General features: G+C 71.4%; 17 protein-coding genes. 9 read left to right on the forward strand and 8 right to left on the reverse strand.

Going from position 1 to position 18,274, the window contains the following annotated elements:
• The first annotated feature begins 44 nt into the window (after window positions 1-44).
• Window positions 45-1,163, forward strand: coding sequence for a saccharopine dehydrogenase family protein (locus G406_RS0131220; RefSeq protein WP_028936843.1), 1,119 nt, complete (start codon window positions 45-47; stop codon window positions 1,161-1,163).
• Between the two features lie 3 nt (window positions 1,164-1,166).
• On the opposite strand, the gene G406_RS0131225 is transcribed toward G406_RS0131220, so the two are convergent.
• Window positions 1,167-1,535: a DoxX family protein gene (locus tag G406_RS0131225; RefSeq protein WP_028936844.1), complete on the reverse strand. Its 369-nt coding sequence runs from the start codon at window positions 1,533-1,535 to the stop codon at window positions 1,167-1,169.
• Between the two features lie 73 nt (window positions 1,536-1,608).
• On the opposite strand from G406_RS0131225, the gene G406_RS0131230 reads away from it, so the two are divergent.
• Window positions 1,609-2,655, forward strand: a complete 1,047-nt coding sequence (locus G406_RS0131230; protein ID WP_028936845.1) for a potassium channel family protein — start codon at window positions 1,609-1,611, stop codon at window positions 2,653-2,655.
• Window positions 2,656-2,723: 68 nt separating this feature from the next.
• Here the strand turns inward: G406_RS0131230 and G406_RS0131235 are convergent, their stop codons facing one another.
• Complete coding sequence (locus G406_RS0131235) at window positions 2,724-3,893, reverse strand: Cmx/CmrA family chloramphenicol efflux MFS transporter (protein ID WP_028936846.1); 1,170 nt, start codon at window positions 3,891-3,893, stop codon at window positions 2,724-2,726.
• A 295-nt stretch (window positions 3,894-4,188) separates the two neighbouring features.
• On the opposite strand from G406_RS0131235, the gene G406_RS54720 reads away from it, so the two are divergent.
• Window positions 4,189-5,241, forward strand: coding sequence for an RDD family protein (locus tag G406_RS54720; protein ID WP_028936847.1), 1,053 nt, complete (start codon window positions 4,189-4,191; stop codon window positions 5,239-5,241).
• On the opposite strand, the gene G406_RS0131245 is transcribed toward G406_RS54720, so the two are convergent.
• Window positions 5,228-6,685, reverse strand: a complete 1,458-nt coding sequence (locus tag G406_RS0131245) for a HAMP domain-containing sensor histidine kinase (RefSeq protein WP_037079426.1) — start codon at window positions 6,683-6,685, stop codon at window positions 5,228-5,230. The two genes, G406_RS54720 and G406_RS0131245, sit on opposite strands and share 14 nt — an antisense overlap.
• A complete protein-coding gene (locus G406_RS0131250; protein WP_028936849.1) occupies window positions 6,682-7,350 on the reverse strand; it encodes a response regulator transcription factor in 669 nt (222 codons plus the stop codon). Before G406_RS0131250 ends, G406_RS0131245 begins: the two co-directional genes overlap by 4 nt.
• 151 nt (window positions 7,351-7,501) lie before the next feature.
• Between G406_RS0131250 and G406_RS57425 the strand changes: the two genes are divergently transcribed.
• The 5 genes from G406_RS57425 (at window position 7,502) to nudC (ending at window position 12,656) form a co-directional block, all read left to right on the forward strand.
• Window positions 7,502-8,332 (forward strand): DUF5666 domain-containing protein, encoded by an 831-nt coding sequence (locus tag G406_RS57425; RefSeq protein ID WP_037079428.1) that lies wholly within the window; start codon window positions 7,502-7,504, stop codon window positions 8,330-8,332.
• A gap of 144 nt (window positions 8,333-8,476) precedes the next feature.
• Window positions 8,477-8,977 carry a YbaK/EbsC family protein gene (locus tag G406_RS0131260; protein WP_028936850.1) on the forward strand — a complete coding sequence of 167 codons (501 nt, stop codon included), beginning with the start codon at window positions 8,477-8,479 and terminating at the stop codon, window positions 8,975-8,977.
• A gap of 9 nt (window positions 8,978-8,986) precedes the next feature.
• Entirely contained in the window at window positions 8,987-10,321 is a 1,335-nt protein-coding gene (locus G406_RS0131265; protein ID WP_084216501.1) for a M16 family metallopeptidase, read from the forward strand.
• Window positions 10,318-11,712 (forward strand): M16 family metallopeptidase, encoded by a 1,395-nt coding sequence (locus tag G406_RS0131270; RefSeq protein ID WP_051342935.1) that lies wholly within the window; start codon window positions 10,318-10,320, stop codon window positions 11,710-11,712. Before G406_RS0131265 ends, G406_RS0131270 begins: the two co-directional genes overlap by 4 nt.
• A complete protein-coding gene (gene nudC, locus G406_RS0131275) occupies window positions 11,709-12,656 on the forward strand; it encodes an NAD(+) diphosphatase (protein WP_028936853.1) in 948 nt (315 codons plus the stop codon). Before G406_RS0131270 ends, nudC begins: the two co-directional genes overlap by 4 nt.
• A gap of 300 nt (window positions 12,657-12,956) precedes the next feature.
• Here the strand turns inward: nudC and G406_RS51030 are convergent, their stop codons facing one another.
• Window positions 12,957-14,336 (reverse strand): MFS transporter, encoded by a 1,380-nt coding sequence (locus tag G406_RS51030; protein ID WP_037079429.1) that lies wholly within the window; start codon window positions 14,334-14,336, stop codon window positions 12,957-12,959.
• Between the two features lie 122 nt (window positions 14,337-14,458).
• Between G406_RS51030 and G406_RS0131285 the strand changes: the two genes are divergently transcribed.
• On the forward strand, window positions 14,459-15,409 hold the full coding sequence (locus G406_RS0131285; RefSeq protein WP_028936854.1) for an Lrp/AsnC family transcriptional regulator: 951 nt from the start codon (window positions 14,459-14,461) through the stop codon (window positions 15,407-15,409).
• Here the strand turns inward: G406_RS0131285 and G406_RS0131290 are convergent.
• From G406_RS0131290 to G406_RS0131300, 3 genes are all read right to left on the reverse strand, one after another.
• A complete protein-coding gene (locus G406_RS0131290) occupies window positions 15,406-15,852 on the reverse strand; it encodes a nitroreductase family deazaflavin-dependent oxidoreductase (RefSeq protein ID WP_028936855.1) in 447 nt (148 codons plus the stop codon). The genes G406_RS0131285 and G406_RS0131290 overlap by 4 nt on opposite strands.
• Window positions 15,853-15,945: 93 nt before the next feature.
• Entirely contained in the window at window positions 15,946-17,097 is a 1,152-nt protein-coding gene (locus G406_RS0131295) for an acyl-CoA dehydrogenase family protein (RefSeq protein WP_051342936.1), read from the reverse strand.
• An 82-nt stretch (window positions 17,098-17,179) separates the two neighbouring features.
• Entirely contained in the window at window positions 17,180-17,980 is an 801-nt protein-coding gene (locus tag G406_RS0131300) for a helix-turn-helix domain-containing protein (protein WP_028936857.1), read from the reverse strand.
• Between the last annotated feature and the right edge of the window lie 294 nt (window positions 17,981-18,274).

An 18,274-nucleotide genomic window follows, 5' to 3' on the forward strand; every position in this document is an offset into this window, starting at 1 on the left:
TCTGTGCGAGCGGATGCAGGGTGGGTGGCCGTTAAGCTCGGGCCATGAGTTCGAAGATCGTGCTGTTCGGCGCGACCGGGTACACCGGTGCGCGCACCGCCGAGGCGATGACCAGGCGGGGTCTGCAACCGGTGCTCGCCGGGCGGGACAAGGCCCGGCTGGACACGATCGCGCAGCGGCTCGGCGGGTTGTCCACCGCGCGCGCCGACGCCACCGACCCGGCCTCGGTCCGGGCGCTGATCGACAGCGGTGACGTGCTGGTCAGCACGGTCGGACCGTTCCAGAAGCTCGGCGAGGCGGTGGTCGCGGCGGCGGTCGACGCCGGCGCGGTCTACTTCGACTCGACGGGTGAGCCGCCGTTCGTCCGGCGTGTCTTCGAACACCACGGACCGGCCGCCGCCCGCACCGGTGCGGCACTGATCACCGCGTTCGGCAACGACTACGTGCCCGGCACGCTCGCCGGGGCGCTCGCGCTCACCGAGGCGGGCGTCGCCGCGTCGTCGGTGCACATCGGCTACTTCATCACCGGCGGCCGTGGCCAGGGCTTCTCCAAGGGCACGCTGAACTCGCTGGTCGGCGTGCTGCTCGAGCCGATGTACAGCTGGCGCGACGGCGCGCTCGTCGACGAGCCAGCCGGCCGCAGGTACCGGACGTTCCAGGTCGCAGGCAGGGCCCGCCCCGGGGTCAGCATCGGCGCGACCGACCAGTTCGCGCTGCCTCGCCTCGCCGCGACCGGCGTCGCGCCGCGACTGCGCGACGTCGACACGTACCTGGGCTGGTTCGGCCCGGCCAGCCGCGCGGTGCACCTGGGATCCCGGGGTACGCCGCTGCTCGCCAAGTTCCCGCCCGCGGCCAGGGCGTTGACCGCGGCGGCCGGCAAGGTCGTCGCGCGGGCGTCCGAGGAGCCGAGCGCGGCGGCACTGGCGAGCTCCACGTCGTACTTCGTCAGCGAGGCCTACGACGCGTCCGGTGGCCTGCTGTCCAGGGTTCTGCTGACCGCGCCAGACGGCTACGCCATCACCGCGGAGCTGCTGGCCTGGGGCGCCGGGCACGCGCAGGAGCACGGCGTCATCGGTTCCGGCGCGCTCGACGCGGTCAGTGCGTTCGGGCTGGACACCCTGAAGAAGGGCGCTGAGCAGGCCAACGTCGTCGTGCAGTCCTGATACTCAGGCTTCGCGGCGGACCTTCAGCGCCCACCGGATCATCGGGATCTGCAGCGGCAGCCGCCCGTAGACGAGCGCGCGCTGCCACAGCGGGCGGTCCGACCAGTCGATCGCCATCTTGACGTTCGCCGGGAAGACCCCGATGAACAGTCCGGCGGCGAGCAGGCCACCGGTGCGCCGGGTCCGCGGTGACGCGACCGCGGCGGCGACCCCCAGCTCGGCCACCCCGGACAGGTAGGTCCAGGTGCGGTGGCCGCCGGGCAGCGACTCGGGGACGATCGCGTCGAACTGCTTCGGCGCGACGAAGTGCAGGATGCCCATGACGGTGAGAAAACCCGACATGGCTGCCGCTGGGCTGGGACGTGAGGCCATGTAGTCAGCGTCTCACCGAGAAACCCGGTCCGTCGCCGGGCCACGCCGGGAGTCACACCTCTAGTCTGTCCGGGTGACAGCGCCCCGACACCAGGTGGAGCCGACGCTGCCCGGGTCCATCCGGCTACCGGACCGGGGGACCAGCCCCGCCGCCGCGATCGCCCGACGGCTCGGCGTGGCGACCTTCGCGTTGGCGGTCACCGTCGCGGTGGTCTACCTGGGCCGCGACGGCTACCGGGACCTCAACGAGGACGGCATCTCGCTGCTCGACGCGATCTACTACGCGACGGTCTCGTTGTCGACCACCGGCTACGGCGACATCACCCCGGCGACGGACTCGGCCAGGCTGATCAACATCCTGGTGGTGACGCCACTGCGGCTGCTCTTCCTGATCGTGCTGGTCGGTACGACCCTGGAGCTGCTCACCGAGCGTTCCCGGCAGGCGTTCAAGGCACAGAGATGGAGGTCCCGCGTGCGTGACCATGTGGTGGTCGTCGGCTTCGGCACCAAGGGCAACGCCGCGATCGACACGATGCTCGGCGACGGCGGCGACCCCGGGCGCATCGTCGTGGTCGACACGGATCCGGAGCGTCTGCGCCTGGCCGGCAACCGCGGCCTCGTGACGGTCAGCGGAAACGCCGCCCGGTCCGAGGTTCTGCGCGCCGCCGGCGCCGAACGTGCGGCGTCGATCGTGGTGGCCCCGTCCCGGGACGACACCGCGGTGCTGGTCACCCTGACCGCCCGCGAGCTCGCGCCGAACGCGACGATCGTCGCGTCGGTGCGGGAGACGGAGAACGTGCACCTCGTGCGCCAGTCCGGCGCTGACTCGGTGGTGGTCTCCTCGGAGACGGCGGGGCGGCTCCTCGGCATGGCGACCACGACGCCGAACGTGGTGAACGTGATCGAGGACCTGATCACGCCCGACGTCGGGTTCTCGATCGCGCAGCGCGACATCGAGGTGTCCGAGGTCGGCGGCTCGCCGAGGCACCTGTCCGACATCGTGCTCGGTGTCGTCCGCGGCGTCACGCTGCACCGGGTGGACGCGCCCGCGGTGGACGCCCTGGAGCACGGCGACCGCCTCCTCTACGTCAAGAAGGTCACCCCGCCCGAGGGCAGCTGACGCCGCGCACGGTACGTCCACACCGCGCGCTGTGCGCGGCGCGCGGTGTGGACGGGAGGTGCGCGGTGTCAGGCTTGGAGCGGTGTGCGGCCGCGCAGACGGTGCAGCGCGTGCGCCGCTGCCGCGGTCAGCAGGGCCAGCGCCATCAGCAGTGCGCTCACCCACGGCGGCGCGCGGAAGCCGAAGCCCGCGGTGATCGCCGCGCCACCGAGCAGCGGGCCCACCGTGGCGCCGACGTTGAACGCGGCCGTGGCGAAGCCACCCGCCAGCGTCGGCGCCTCGGTGGCCAGGTAGAACACCCGAGAGATCAGCGTCGAGCCGGTGGCGAACGCGAGCGTCCCCAGCACGAGGACACCCACGACGGTCGTCACCGTGCTGCCCGCGGTCAGCGCGAACAGCGACCAACCCAGGGTCAGCGCCGCCCCGCCGGTCACCAGCAGCGGGATCGGGCGGGTGTCGGCGAGCCGTCCGCCGATCGTGACCCCGAGGAAGGAGCCCACCCCGAACAACGCCAGCATGACCGGCATCCACCTGGAACCGATCCCGGTCACCTCGGTGAGCAGCGGGGTCAGGTAGGTGAAGGTGCAGAACGTCGCACCGTTGACCAGCGCGCCGAGCAGCAGGTAGGTCAGCAGACGGGGGTTACGCAGCGCCCGCAGCTCGTGGCGGGCACCGGGGGCGGCCGCACCGGGCGTCTCCGCCGGTACCGCCAGCAGGATCCCGACCACCGCCGGCACCGACAGCAACGCGACCGCCCAGAATGCCGACCGCCAGCCCCACAGCTCGCCGAGCAGCGCCCCGGCGGGCACGCCGGCCACACACGCGACGGTCACGCCGCTGACCACGATCGACGTGGCACGGCCTTTCAGGTTCGGCGCGACCAGCGTCGTCGCGGTGGCCAGGGCGGTCGCCCAGAAACCCGCGTTGGCCAGCGCCCCGGCGACCCTGGTGGCGAGCAGGATCGCGTAGCTCTCGGTGAGCGCACCGAGGATGTGGACGGCGATGAACGCCGCGAGGAAGCCGACCAGCGCTCGCCGACGCGGCCAGCGCAGGCTCAACAGCGCCATCAACGGCGCCCCGACGACCATGCCGACGGCGAACGCCGAGGTCAGCGAGCCGGCGGCGGGAATGGACACGTGCATGTCCCTGGCGATGCCCGGGACGAGACCGGACAGCATGAACTCCGAGGTGCCCTGGGTGAACACGGCCAACCCGAGCATGTACACAGCGAATGGCATGAGAAGACGCTCCGAGCCCGCGCCGAGACGACGGCGCGGTGATCGATCCCGGCTCAGCGGGAGAAGTGAACAGGGCGCGGCGCGGCGGCGGTGATGCCAACGATCGACGAGAACGAATGCCGTTGGCCACCGGATCACCGGTGGCTAGGCTCTAGACGCCTCGGGGCTGTTCACAGCGGTGACACTAACAACGGCCGCGGCGCGGTGTCCACAGCGATTGGCGGAGGCGCCAACTTCGTGCCGGTTCCGCGATTCGGCTGCCCGGATCGCCTCTCGACTGGAAGTCTTCGGCACTATGACGAACCCGCAGGAGCGGCCCGAGCCGACCCCCGCCGACCAGCCGCATCAGGAGCAGCAGCAGTACCAGGGCCAGGCCTACCCCCCGCCCCCTCCGGGCTACTACCCGACCCAGGGCGTCGAAGCCGGGGCACCGACGCCGTACCCGGGCGCTCCGCAGGGCTATCCCGGGCAGGCCCAGTTCGCTGGTCCGCCGCAGTACGGGAGCCAGCCCTACCCGGGCCAGGCCCAGTACCCGTCCCAGGCGCCGTACCCGGAGCCGGCACAGCAGCCGTTCCCGCCGCCGCACCAGCCTCACCCCGGCCAGCCGTTCGCCGCGCCGACAGGCCAGTTCCAGTACCCCGGTCAGGCCCCGTACCCGGGCCAGGCCGAGTTCCCCGGCCAGACGCAGTACCCGGGTCAGGCCCAGCCCCAGTTCCCGGGCCAACCTCAGTACCCAGGCCAACCTCAGTACCCAGGCCAACCTGAGTACTCAGGCCAACCTCAGTACCCAGGCCAACCTCAGTACCCAGGTCAGCCCCAGCCCCCCGGCCAGCCCCAGTACCCGGGCCAGAACCAGTACGCCGGCCAGCCCTACCCGGCGATGCAGCAGTACCCGCCGGGCTACGGCTACCCGGGTGCGACGAGCCAGGGCGACCCGACCGACGTGCTCGGCAAGCGGTGCTGGCAGCACATCCTGGACGGCCTGGTCCTGTTCGGTCTGGCGCTCGTCGGCATCGGGATCGTCGTGGGCGCGGGCATCGCGGGACTCGACCCCACGGCCACGTTCATCCTCGGCGGCCTGATGTACCTCCTGCTCGCCGTCGCCTCCTGGGCGTCGCAGGCGTGGTGGCCGATCAAGCACAACGGTCAGACACCGGCGATGCAGTGGACGAACCTGCGGATCGTCACCGAGGAGGGTGGCCGGCCGACCATGGGTGCACTGACGATCCGCTGGCTGCTGCTGATCATCGACGGTGGCCTGATCGGGCTCATCCTGATCGCCTCCACGGCGAGGCACCAGCGGCTCGGCGACATGGCCGCCAAGACACTCGTGGTCAGGACCGACTGACGGTCGGCAGGGTCAGCTCGAACACCGAGTCGTCCGTGCAGCGCAGGGTGCCACCGTGCGCCACGGCGATGCCCCGGGCGATGGCCAGCCCCAGCCCGGCGCCACCCATGCCGCGAGAACCGGCGTCGCGGCTCCTGGCCTCGTCGAGCCGGACCAGCCGGTCGAAGATGCGCTCACGATCGGCCTCGGGGACGCCCGGCCCGCTGTCGGTGACCCGGACGGTGGCGATGTCCGGGTCGGCGTGAGCGACCGTCACGGTGATCTGCCCACCGGACGGCGTGTGCCTGCGCGCGTTGTCCAGCAGGTTCGCCAGCACCTGGGCGAGGCGCTGCGGGTCGCCGGACACGGTCACTCCCGGCCCGACGATGTGCACGGACAGACTCGGCGCGAGCAGCTGGAGCCTCTCCACCTCGGCCTCCACCAGACCGCGCAGCTCGACCGGTTCGCGGACCAGCCGCAGACCGGCGTCGATCTGGGCCATCGCCAGCAGGTCCTCGACGAGCCGTCCCGCCCTGCCGGCCTCCCTGATCAGCAGCAGCTGGAGCCGGTCTCGTTCCTCGCCGGTCGCTCTGCTGCTCAGCGCCGCCTCGGCGGCCGCGCGCAGTCCGGTGATCGGCGTCCGCAGCTCGTGGGCGGCGTCCGCGACGAACTGCCGGGTCCGTTCCTCGGACGCGCGGGCGGTCGCCTCGGCCGCGCGGGCCTGACGTTCTGCGCCCTCCAGCGCGTCGAGCATGTCGTCGAACGCCGACGCGGTCCGGCCCAGCTCCGTGTCGGTACGGGTGGGGGCAAGCCGTCTGCCCCGGTCTCCCGCCGCGATCGAGCGGGCCAACGCGGTCATCGTGTCCAGTGGACGCAGTGCCATGCGGGTCCCGGCGAGCAGCGCGAGACCGGCGATCGCCAGGCCGCCCACACCGAGCATCGCCAGCAGCCTGCTGAGCCGCCGCTGGATGGCGGTCAGCTCGTCGGAGTCGCCGAACAGCGCGAGCCGGGAACCGTCGACCAGCGTCCGGCGCAGGACTGGCCCGGAGCCCGGGGCCCGGACTGCCCAGGGCGGTCCCTCGTCGGCCGGGCCGCCGGGCGGCATGTCCATCGGCGGCGGCGGGGCGGGTGGGCCCGGCGCGCCCCGGTGCGGCCTGCCGCGGCGCACCCCGTAGACCGTGCCGTCCGGGGTGACCAGCCGGACCTGCACACCGGGGCCGTCCAGCCGGTCGAGCAGGTCGTCCGGCGCGACACGCTGCGCCGCGAGCTGGTCGGCGAGGATCGCCCGCTCGTGCAGCCGCCCCACCAGATCGGCGCGGGACTGGATACCGACGAACACCTCCGCGAGCACGCTGACCAGCACCAGGACGATGCCCAGCACGACCAGGCTGTACACGACGACCCGTCGTCGCAGCGACACCGTGCGCAGGCGGGGTGCGTCGTCGGCGGTCCCCGGTCTGCTCATGCTTCGGCGCGCAGCACGTAGCCCATGCCGCGCACCGTGTGCAGCAGCCGGGGTTCACCGAGCTTGCGGCGCAGCGCGGAGATGTGCACCTCGACGAGGTTCGGGTCGAAGTCCTCGTAGCCCCACACGGCGGTGAGCAGCTGTGTCTTGCTCAGCACCTGCTCGCGGTGCGCCGCGAGGTGGGCGAGCAGCCGATGCTCGGTCGCGGTCAGCTCGATCGGTCGCCCGCCCCGCTGGACCGTGCCCGTGGCGCCGTCGATCATCAGGTCTCCGATCTCGACCAGCGTCGGGGTCCGGCCCAGTCTGCGCAGCACCGCTGTCACCCGAGCCACCAGCTCGGCCAGCACGAACGGCTTGACCAGGTAGTCGTCTGCGCCGCCGTGCAGGCCGCGCAGCCGGTCGGAGATCCCGTCCCGCGCGGTCAGCAACAGAACGCCGGCGGAGCTGTGCCTGCGCACGACGTCCAGCAGCGCGAAACCGTCCCTGCCGGGCAGCATGACGTCGAGGACCACCAGGTCCGGACGGAACTGGGCGAGGTCACGTTCGAGCTCCCGGCCGTCCGGGCGGCCGGTGACCCCGAACCCGGCGTCGGTGAGCCCGACCAGCACGGCGGCCCGGATCGCCTCGGCGTCCTCGACCACCAGCACCCTCGCCTGCTCGCTCACCCGGCCATTCTGCGCCGAGCGGGGCGCCGGGCAGGACCGGCGTGGCTGAAGATCAGCTGAAGGTTGCCGTCAGAGGCCGAATTACTCAGGACGCGCACAGCTTTTCGGTGGACCGTCGACCAGGAGGAAGACAGCAGGAGAAGGAGCGCACATGAGCACGACAGAACCCCCGAAGCCGGAAGAGCCCAAGAACGTCGGCGAGCCCAGGACCGAGCCAGAGGCCACGCCGGAGCCCGCCGCCACGGTCTCTCCCGCCGCACCGGCGTCGCGACGCTGGCGGCCCACCGGGCGCGGAGGGTTGATCCTCGGCGGCATCGGCGTGCTGCTGGTCGGCCTGGTGATCGGCGGCGGCATCGGGTTCGCGGCCGGTCACCACGGCGGTGGACCGCACCGGATGATGATGAAACACCACGGGATGGGACATCCCGGAATGCCCGGCGCGCCGGGTGGTCCCGAAGGTCCCGGTGCCCCCGGCGGTCCGGAGGGCTGGGGCCCTCCCGGAGCGGAAGAGGGCGGCGGCCACGGGTGGGGTCCGGGAATCCGGTTCAAGGAGGGCCGCATGGGCGACTCGGGCGCCCTGATCGGTTCGGTCGCGTCGGTGAACGGCACGAGCGTCGCCGTCACCGAGGACGGCGGCGCGCCGGTCACCGTGACCACCACCGACCGGACCAGGGTGTTCGGCGTCCAGAAGGCAGCCGTCACCGACCTGAAGCAGGGCGACCGGGTTCTGGTGCGGGTCGGGCCGGACAAGACCGCGATCGGCATCCGCGCACTCAACGCGTCGGCCAGGGGTACGGTCACCGCGCTCAACGGTACGAGCGCCACTGTGACCAGGCCGGACGGCCTGACCCAGACGGTCGACACGTCAGCCCTCACGACCCAGCCGAAGGTGGGCGACAGGGTCCAGATCGAAGGCACCCCGGCCGACAACGGCGCAACCCTCAAGGCCCAAACCCAACGAATCCTGCCCAAATCCAACTGACCCACCCCAGCTCACGGGCACGAATGTGGCTTTAGGGACGTTCAGCGTCCCTAAAGCCACATTCGTGCCATCGGTGGGACATGGCGGGGCGCGCGGCGGGCAACCGCGGTGACGGGAGGTGACCGGGTGTGATCGGATGGGTACGTGAGTGCCTCTGTTGATCATCCGAACGTCCAGGCCGTGACCGCCGCCCTGCGTAGCGGAGGAGCGGCGAGCGGCAGCATCGAACGGATGCGGGTACTGCCGGACGCGGTGAGCACCGCCCGCGCCGCGGCGGACGCGCTCGAGGTCGAGGTCGGGCAGATCGCCAACTCCCTGGTGTTCGACGCGGACGGCGAACCGCTGCTGGTCCTCGCGTCCGGCGCGCACCGGGTGGACACCGACCTGCTCTCCGCCCAGCTCGGGGCGACGACCATCAGCCGCGCCGACGCGAAGTACGTCCGGCGGGTGACCGGCCAGGTCATCGGCGGCGTCGCGCCGCTGGGCCACCCGGCGCCGCTGCGCACCGTCGTCGACACGGCTCTGGCCAGCTACGACGAGGTATGGGCGGCGGGCGGCATCCCGCACGCGGTGTTCCCGACCAGCTACCGCGAGCTACTCACTGTGACCGGCGGTACCGCCGCGGTGGTAGCCGGAGAGCGTTAGGGTCCAAGGGTGTCTAGTGCCCCGACTCTGACCGTCACTCCGCAGCTGCACCGGTTCACCCTGCCCAACGGGTTACGGGTGCTGCTCGCGCCCGATCCGAGTACGCCCGTGGTGGCGGTCTCGGTGCACGTCGACGTCGGGTTCCGCTCCGAACCGGAAGGCCGGACCGGGTTCGCGCACCTGTTCGAACACCTGATGTTCCAGGGCAGCGAGAGCCTGGAGAAGCTCGCGCACTTCCGGCACGTGCAGGGCTCGGGCGGGGTGTTCAACGGCTCGACCCACCAGGACTACACCGACTACTTCCAGGTCCTGCCCTCCGCCGCGCTGGAGCGGGCACTGTTCCTGGAGGCCGACCGGCTGCGCGCGCCGATGCTGACCGAGGAGAACCTGCGCAACCAGGTCGACGTGGTCAAGGAGGAGATCCGGCTCAACGTCCTGAGCCGGCCCTACGGTGGTTTCCCGTGGATTCTGCTGCCGCCGGTCCTGTACGACACGTTCGCGAACGCGCACAACGGCTACGGCGACTTCTCCGAGCTGGAGCAGGCCACGGTCGAGGACGCGGCGAGCTTCTTCGACAGCTACTACGCGCCGGGCAACGCGGTGCTGACCGTCGCGGGCGACATCGCGGTCGACGAGACGATCCGGCTGGTGGAGAAGCACTTCGGCGACATCCCGGCCCGACCGGTGCCGGCCCGTCCCTCGTTCGGCGAGCCGCTGCCGACCGGCGAGCGGCGACAGTCGGTCGCCGACGCACACGCCCCGCTGCCCGCGTTCGCGCTCGGCTACCGGCTGCCCGACCCGACGACCGACGTCGACGCCTACCTGGCGCACACGCTGCTCGGCTCGGTGCTGACCGACGGTGAGGCCGCGCGGCTGCAGGAGCGCCTGGTCTACGGCGACGGCATCGTCACCGACATCGGCGCCGGCTGCGGCCTGTTCGGTTCGCCGCTGGACTCCCGCGACCCGGACACCTTCACGGTGACCGCCATCCACCCGCCGAACGTCGACCTCGACCAGGTCGTGCGCGCCGTCGACGAGGAGCTGGACCGGCTGGTCGACGGCGGGCCGGGCGTCGAGGAGCTGGCACGCATCTCAGCTCGGTGGGCGTCGTCGCTGTACCACGAGCAGGATCGGGTCATGAGCCGAATGTTGGCGATGGGCTCCCGGGAGCTGCTCTACGGCCGTGCCGAGCTCGCGGTCGAGCTGCCCGCCCGGCTCGCCGCGATCACCCCGGCGCAGGTCGCCGAGGCGGCCGCGACGCTGCGCGGCCAGGGCAGGGCGGTCCTGGTGATCGAGCCCGCCGCATCCGAAGACAGTGACACGAACGCGGGAGAGCAGCAGTGACCGTCACGGCAGGGGCCGCAACCGGACAGAAGCAGCACCGCAGCGCCGCCGAGATCGGACGGACCGAGCAGGGACCGCGCCCGCTGCCGCCGCTGGGTGGACCGCGCACCGGCGCCGAGCTGCAGATCGCGGACCGCACGCTGCCCTCGGGGCTGCGGGTCGTCGCGGTGGCCAGGCGCACCGTCCCGACGGTCGAGCTGCGGCTGCGCATCCCGTTCGCCGGCACCGAGCAGACCCACCCGGCGCGCGCCGAGCTGGTCGCGTCGACGCTGCTCACCGGTACCGCGAAACGCGACCGGGTCCAGATCGACGACGAGCTGGCCACGATCGGCGGTGAGATCGCCGCGGGGGTCGACCCGGAGCGGCTGCTGGTCTCCGGCAGCGCGCTGTCACCCGGTCTGCCGACGCTGCTCGACGTGCTCGCCGACCTGCTGACCTCGGCGGCCTACCCGGAGGCCGACTTCGCGCGTGAGCGGGAACGGCTCGCCGAGCGCATCGCCGTGGCCCGTTCGCAGCCGCGCACCGTCGCCAGGGAGGCGCTGCAGCGCAGGTTGTACGGCGACCACCCGGTGGCGCGCGAGATGCCGCTGGCGGAGGACGTCGCGGTCGTCACCCCGGAGCAGGCGCGCGACCTGCACCGCGCCGCGGTGCTGCCGAAGGGATCCACGCTGGTCCTGGTCGGCGACGTCGAGCCGGAGCGGGCGATCGACCAGGTCGGTGAGGCGCTGGCCGGCTGGTCGACCGACGGCACCGCCACCGAGCTGCCGCCGCTTCCGCTGCTCGCCGGGCGTGACTTCCTGCTGGTGGACCGCCCCGGCTCGGTGCAGTCCCAGCTGCGGTTCGCCGCGGCCGCGCTGCCCCGCACCGACCCGAGGTACCCGGCGTTCCAGCTGGCGAACCTGGTGTTCGGCGGCTACTTCTCCTCCCGGCTCATGGAGAACATCCGCGAGGACAAGGGCTACACCTACGGGGCGTCGTCGCACCTGGAGTTCACCCCGTCCGGCGCGACGCTCGCGGTGGAGACCGACGTGACGACCGAGGTCACCGCCGCCGCCGTACTGGAGACCCGCTACGAGCTGGCCCGGCTGTCGGCCGTGCCGCCGACCGAGGCCGAGATCGAGTCCGCGCGTCGCTACGCGATCGGCGCGCTGCTGATCTCGCTGGACAGCCAGCCCGGCCTGGCCGCGACGCTGTCCGGCCTGGCCGGGGTCGGTCTGGACGCCGAGTGGTTGCGTGGACATCCCGCGCGACTGGAAGCGGTGACGGCGGACCAGGTGGCCGCAGCGGCCGCCGAGTTCTTCACCCCGACGGCGTTCACCGGGGTGGTGGTGGGCGACGCGTCGGTCATCGGCCCGAGAATGCGCGCCCTCGGCGGGATCGAGCTGCCGTGAGCTTCGAACTGGTCGAGCCGCCCCGGTTGTCCAGGGCGACCGTGTCGCGTGAGGAGCCGTTGCGGCTGGACGCCGAACGGCTCGCGTCGAGCTGGCCGAAGGCGCGCGTGCTGGTGGTGGACGAGAAGGCCCGCACCCCGATCCGGCAGGGGGCGGACGGCTCGTTCCAGATCGTCACCAAGTCGGGCACCGACGTCGCGGCCGAACCACCGGCCGGAGCATGCCTGCTCGGCGAGCAGGACGGCGTCGCCTACTGGGCGGTGCGGGGCGCACCGTCGCTGATCGACGGCGACGACCCGTCGGAGTGGCAGGACCTGCGCACCCGGGGCGGTGACCTGGACGCCACCGGTGCCGGTCTGATGGTCACGGCCGTCGCGGTGCTCGGCTGGCACGACAACGCCCAGTTCTGCGCCCGCTGCGGCTCGACGACGTCCTCGACGCACGCCGGCTGGATGCGCGTCTGCGACAAGTGCGCGCACGAGGAGTACCCACGTACGGACCCGGCGATCATCTGCCTGGTCCACGACGGCGGCTCGGGCGACGCGGCCAAGGTGCTGCTGGCCCGCCAGCCGGTCTGGCCGCCCGGCCGCTACTCGGTGCTCGCCGGGTTCGTCGAGGCGGGTGAGTCCCTGGAAGCGTGTGTCGCCAGGGAGATCGGCGAGGAGGTCGGGGTCGACGTCACCGACGTCCGGTACCTCGGCAGCCAGGCGTGGCCGTTCCCACGGTCGCTGATGATCGGCTTCTCCGCGGTCGCGGACGCCGCCCAGCCGCTGGTACCGGCGGACGGCGAGATCGCCGAGGCGTTCTGGGTGACCCGCGCCGAGCTGCGTGGCGCCCTCACCGAAGGCGACTGGACCACCCAGGGCGGCCAGCAGTTGCTGATGCCCCCGTCGGTCTCGATAGCCCGCTCCATGCTCGAGTCCTGGGCCGCGCACACGTCCTGAACCCGGCGACCTCGCAGAGCGTCGTGTCGCATCGCAGACGCCGCAGTGTCTGATCCGACAATAAGACCGGGGACGGGCGAACGGGATCGGCGCCCCGGCGTGGTGCGCGGAATCTGCCTTCGCCGCAGCCTGTGTGCTCACGCCGCCAACTCAGTGTGCCCACGTCCCCGACTCGCGCAATGTCGGCGCCCGTTCCTTCCGCGAGTCGGGCGTCTGAGCACAGCGAGTCGGGCGTTTCGACACACCGATTTTCTGCGAGGAAGGCGCGACCCACAGGGATCCACATGCTGCGACGCAACATCAAGGTCTGCGAGGTCGCATCAGGGCCGCCGTGGCGAAGGTCGCCGTGACGAGCGCGGCCGCGACCGTGAACGCGAGCTGGGCTCCGGAGAGGGCCGAGCCGGAGGCCAGGCCTCGGAAGAACAGTTTCCCCAGCACAGCCACGCCCAGCGTGCCGCCGAGCTGCTGCACCGCGTTGATCAAACCGGCCGCCGATCCGATCTCCGTCGGCCGCAACCGGTGCAGCGCGGTCGAGAAGAACGCGGGGCTGAACAGCCCGACCCCCAGGCCGGTCACGCCCAGCGCGGGCAGCAGCAGCGTCGGATAGCCGGTCGGCGCGGCCATGGCGTACACCGCGACGGCCGCGCCGAGACCCACCAGCAGGACGGCCAGCCCGGCGAACATGACGCGGTGCCCGTACCGGGGGATCAGGTACCTGCCGGCCACCCACGACGTGACCGCCATGCCGGCCGACCAGGGCAGGAGGCTCAGCCCGGCGGCGCGGACGTCGGCGCCCGCACCGAGCTGCAGTTGCAGCACCACGACCAGGGTCAGTCCTGACGTGACGGCGAAGAACACCGTGGACGTGACCAGCGCGGCCGCGAACGCGCGGTCGACGAACAGGCTGACCTCGATCAGCGGTCGCGTGGCTCGGCGCTGGTGGAGCCCGAACGCGACGAGCACCAGAGACCCGACACCGATGTCGGCCCAGCTGGATCCGGTATCGCTGATCAGCGGATAGATGACCAGTCCGGAACCGGTCATCACCAGCAGGGTGCCCATCGGGTCGAGCCCCGGTCGTCTCGGCGCCCGGTCCTCGATGATCAGCGGTGTCAGCGCGAGCACGAGCAACGACAACGGGATGTTGACGCCGAACACCGCCCGCCAGGACGAACCGAACAGGTCGGCATGGGTCAGCACACCGCCGAGCAGCGGACCGCACACCGCCGCCAGACCCATGACCGGACCGATACTGCCCAGCGCGGTGGACAGTTCGGCACCGTCGAACATGGCTTTGACCAACCCGATGGTCTGCGGAATGATCACGGCCGCCGCGGCGCCCTGCACGATCCGGAACCCGATCAACGCACCCGAGGACGGCGCGAGCGCGCAGGCCAGCGAGGCGAGCGCGAAACCGGCGACGCCGACCCGGAAGACCCGCCGACGGCCCGCGATGTCCCCGAGCCTGCCACCGGTGATCAGCAACAGCGCGAACGGCAACGTGTACGCGGTGCTGAACCACTGGATGTCCACGATCGAACCGCCGAGGCCGGCGTGGATCACCGGTGCCGCGACCGCGACGATCGTGGTGTCCAGCAGGTTCATCGCCTCGGCGACCAACAGGGCCGCCAGCGCTGCCCACCGCCAGCGATGACGCACTCTCGAACCGACGTGAACCATGTGCTCTCCCTCTGTCTCAGCTGACTGGGGCAGAGCGTGCGACCGCCGAGCCGATACATCCATCCGACGGCCTGAACTCGCAGATTTCTTCCATCTATGGCGGATCCATGCAGAATATCTTCATGCTCGACGATCTGGACCGTGCTCTCGTCCACGCATTGCACATCGACGGGAGGGCGACGTTCAGCCGGATCGGATCGGTGCTCGGTGTGTCGACGCAGACCGTGGCCCGCCGCTACCAGCGGCTGCGGGAACGGGCGTCACTCCGGGTGGTCGGGCTGGCCGGGCCACACCGGGCAGGCCGTGCCCAGTGGATGCTGCGGCTCACCGCGAGCCCGGCCACGGCGCAGACCCTCGCTGTCGCGCTGGCCAGACGGGCGGACACGTCGTGGGTGAAGCTCGCCTCGGGTGGCACCGAGATCGTGGCGATCGTCGACACCCCTGCCGACAGCGACCACGCGCTGCTGATGCACGACATCCCGCGCGCGGCCAGCGTGACCGCGGTGTCCGCGCACTACCTCCTGCACATCTACCTCGGCGGCCCGACCGCGTGGCCGGGCCGGTTGCACGTCCTGACCGATCAGCAACGGCGCGACCTGACGCCGGGGCTCGACCACGCCGATGGTGCGCTGACCTCGGCGGACGACGCCCTGCTCGCCGCGCTGGGGCGGGACGGCAGGGCCACGCACGCCGAGCTGGCCTCGGCGACCGGCTGGTCCGCGTCCACCGTCGCCCGCCGCATGGCCGAGCTACGCGCGTCCGGGGCGCTCTTCTACGACCTGGAGGTTGACGACTCGCTGTTCGGCGCCACGACGAAGGCGCTGCTGTGGATGTCGGTCATCCCTGGCCGTCTCGACGAGGTGGCGACGGCGTTGACCGAACACCAGGAGCTGGCGTTCGTCGCCGCCACCACCGGTCCGACGAATCTGGTGGCCGACGCACTGTGCACGGACCCGGCCGCGCTGCACCGCTACCTGGTGCACCGGATCGGTCCCCTGGACGGTATCCGCCACCTGGAGACCGCCCCGGTCCTGCGCACTGTGAAGGCGGCCGGACCGCTGAGCCGCGCCTAGGCCACCGGGGTGAGCAGGACGATCGGGATCGTCCGCTCGGTCTTCTGCGCGTACTCCTCGTACAGCGGGAAGATCCGGGCCATCCGGGTCCAGAGGGGTGCGCGTTCGGCCTCGGAGGCGACCCGGGCGTGAGCGGTGAACCGGTCGGTTCCGGCCTGCACCCCGACGCTCGGGTCGGCCAGGAGGTTGGTGAGCCAGTCCGGGTCCTTGTCGTCGCCGCCCTTGGAGGCGACGACCACGTAGTCGTCACCGGAGCGGCCGTAGATCAGGCAGTTGCGGCGGGGCCGCCCGCTCCTGCGGCCGGTCGTGGCGATCACCAGCACGTGCAGTCCGTTGTTCTCGTGCCCCTCGGTCCCACCCGAGGCAAGGTAGGCGCGGGTCTGCTCGGCGACCCAGTCCCACTGTGAGTCGACGGCGCGGTCCAGGTCTTCTGCGACGGCCATGGTGGCGGTCCCTTCCAGGTGCGGTGTGTGGTTCGGCCCTGGGACGGAGCCGGCGGACCGTTCTCGACATCCTCTCCCGGACGAGTTTCGCGGTCAGGGGAGCAGACGCTTGGCGATGATCTCGTTCATGATCTCGTTGGTGCCGCCGCCGATACCCAGGATGCGCGCGTCCCGGTAGTGCCGTTCCACCTCGGACTCGCGCATGTAGCCGAGGCCGCCGTGCAGCTGGACCGCCTCGTTGACCACGAAGTCGCACGCGTACACGGCGGTGTTCTTGGCCATCGCGACCTCGGTGATCACGTCTTCGCCGCGCAGGTGCCGCAGCGCGATCTCGCGCGTGTAGCGCCGGGCCACGTCGGTCTGCCGGGCCATCTCGGCGATCTTGTGCTGCACCACCTGACGCTTCGCCAGCGTCCTGCCGAAGGTCTCTCGCTGCCGCACCCAGTCCAGGGTCAGCTCCAGGCACCGTTGCGCGATCGCGTACGCCTGGACCGCCAGCGCCAGCCGCTCCGCCGCGAACTGCGTCATGATCTGCAGGAACCCGCTGCCGGGCTCACCGACGAGGTTCTCCGCCGGCACCCGCACGTCGACGTAGGACAGTTCCGCGGTGTCCGACGAACGCCAGCCCATCTTGTCCAGCTTGCGGCTGACCGTGAAACCCGGCGTGCCCTTCTCGACGACCAGCAGCGACACTCCGCCGTAGCCGGGATCCCCGGTGCGGACCGCGGTCGTGACGAAGTCCGCGCGCACACCCGAGGTGATGTAGGTCTTCGCGCCGTTGACGACGTAGTGATCATCGTCGCGGACCGCGCGGGTCCGCAGGTTCGCCACGTCCGAACCGGCGTCCGGCTCGGTGATCGCCAGCGAACCGATCTTCTCCCCGGCCAGGGTCGGCTTCACGAACCGCTCGATCAGGTACTCGTCACCCGAGGCGGCCATGTGCGGCACCGCGATCCCGTGGGTGAACAGCGACGCGCACACGCCCGTGGGCGCGCCGGCCAGGATGAAGTTCTCCGTGACGATCAGCGAGTCGATCAGGTCACCGTCGCCGCCGAGCGACGCATCGAACCCCGCGCCGATCAGCCCCACGTCCGCCGCCGCCCGGTGCAGCTCACGGGGCAGCTCGCCGAGCGTCTCCCACTCCTCGACGTGCGGCACGACCTCCTTCGCGGCGAACGTCCGAGCCAGCTCGGCCAGCGCAACACGATCCGGCGCATCCCACGGTTCGATGGCGGCTGAGTCCACGGTGATCTCCCGTCACAGAAGTTACTCGCCAGTATGGTCTATCCGCCATGATCATGGAATGTGCCGCCCGTTCCCGGGTGGGTCAGGCGACCTCACCTCGGAGGATCTTCGCCGTTGCCGTGTCTGCGGGGTAGAAGGCCTCCAGGACCAGCTCGGCGATCGTGATGTCGAGGGGGGTGCCGAACGTCGTCACCGTGCTGAAGAAGGACAGGTCGCCGTCGGGGTGGCGCATGCGCAGCGGGACCAGGACGTCGCCGGGGCCGGGCAGCTCGATCGCCGGGACCTCGTCGTCGCAGGGCAGCGCGGTCAGCTCGTCGAGCAATGCCACGAGCTTGGGATCCGCCGTCTGCTCGACCTGGCGGCGCAACCGGCTGAGCAGGTGACCGCGCCACTCACCGAGGTTGATGATGTGCGGCGCCATCCCGTCCGGGTGCAGGCTCAGCCGCAGCGCGTTCACCGGCGGCTCCAGCAGCTGGGGCGCCACGCCGTCGAGCATGATCGCGATCGAGCCGTTGCTGTCCACCATGTTCCAGTACCGGTCGACCGCGACCGCCGGGTACGGCTCGTGCCCGGTCAGGACCTGGCGCACCGCGTCCCGCACGGCGGCCATCGGCGGCGAGTCGAGGGTGTTCTCCGGGTAGATCGGCGCGTAACCGGCGGCGACCAGCAGCTGGTTGCGCTCCCGCAGCGGCATGTCCAGCTCTTCGGCGAGCAGCAGCACCATGTCCCTGCTGGGCACCGACCGGCCGGTCTCCACGAAGCTCAGATGCCGGGTCGAGATGTCCGCCTGGATCGACAGGTCCAGCTGGCTCAGCCGCCGGTGCTGACGCCATTTGCGCAGCAGATCACCTACGCTTGCTCCGGACTGCACCGAAGTACTCATCGAAGGTGACGGTACCGCCTCGTCCCCTACCTGTGTGTCATCCACAGCTGACACACAGAAATCACTCACCACTCTCATAGTTCGTCGGCTGATAGTGAGATCATGTCCAGGATGAGGCTCACTCCGACACCGGGGAGCGCACTGAACAACTCGGGCCTACCGCGTGACGCCCAGGCGGCGCCCTCGCTGCGTTGCGCAGCCGGGCCGATACAACAGCGGTATCGGCCCGGCTGCGCGCCTTGCGATGACGTCACCTGGCCGCCACGCGCCACGGCCGGAGTTGTTCAGCACGCT

This window comes from Actinospineispora spinosispora DSM 44797, from assembly GCF_000429025.1.
Lineage (GTDB): Bacteria > Actinomycetota > Actinomycetes > Mycobacteriales > Pseudonocardiaceae > Pseudonocardia > Pseudonocardia spinosispora.

Bases quoted from the DNA above. Each gene is read 5' to 3' on its own strand.
- G406_RS0131220 (WP_028936843.1), top strand. From the start codon at position 45: ATGAGTTCGAAGATCGTGCTGTTCGGCGCGACCGGGTACACCGGTGCG.
- G406_RS0131225 (WP_028936844.1), bottom strand. From the start codon at position 1,535: ATGGCCTCACGTCCCAGCCCAGCGGCAGCCATGTCGGGTTTTCTCACC.
- G406_RS0131235 (WP_028936846.1), bottom strand. From the start codon at position 3,893: ATGCCATTCGCTGTGTACATGCTCGGGTTGGCCGTGTTCACCCAGGGC.
- G406_RS54720 (WP_028936847.1), top strand. From the start codon at position 4,189: ATGACGAACCCGCAGGAGCGGCCCGAGCCGACCCCCGCCGACCAGCCG.
- G406_RS0131245 (WP_037079426.1), bottom strand. From the start codon at position 6,685: ATGAGCAGACCGGGGACCGCCGACGACGCACCCCGCCTGCGCACGGTG.
- G406_RS57425 (WP_037079428.1), top strand. From the start codon at position 7,502: ATGAGCACGACAGAACCCCCGAAGCCGGAAGAGCCCAAGAACGTCGGC.
- G406_RS51030 (WP_037079429.1), bottom strand. From the start codon at position 14,336: ATGGTTCACGTCGGTTCGAGAGTGCGTCATCGCTGGCGGTGGGCAGCG.
- G406_RS0131285 (WP_028936854.1), top strand. From the start codon at position 14,459: ATGCTCGACGATCTGGACCGTGCTCTCGTCCACGCATTGCACATCGAC.
- G406_RS0131290 (WP_028936855.1), bottom strand. From the start codon at position 15,852: ATGGCCGTCGCAGAAGACCTGGACCGCGCCGTCGACTCACAGTGGGAC.
- G406_RS0131300 (WP_028936857.1), bottom strand. From the start codon at position 17,980: ATGAGTACTTCGGTGCAGTCCGGAGCAAGCGTAGGTGATCTGCTGCGC.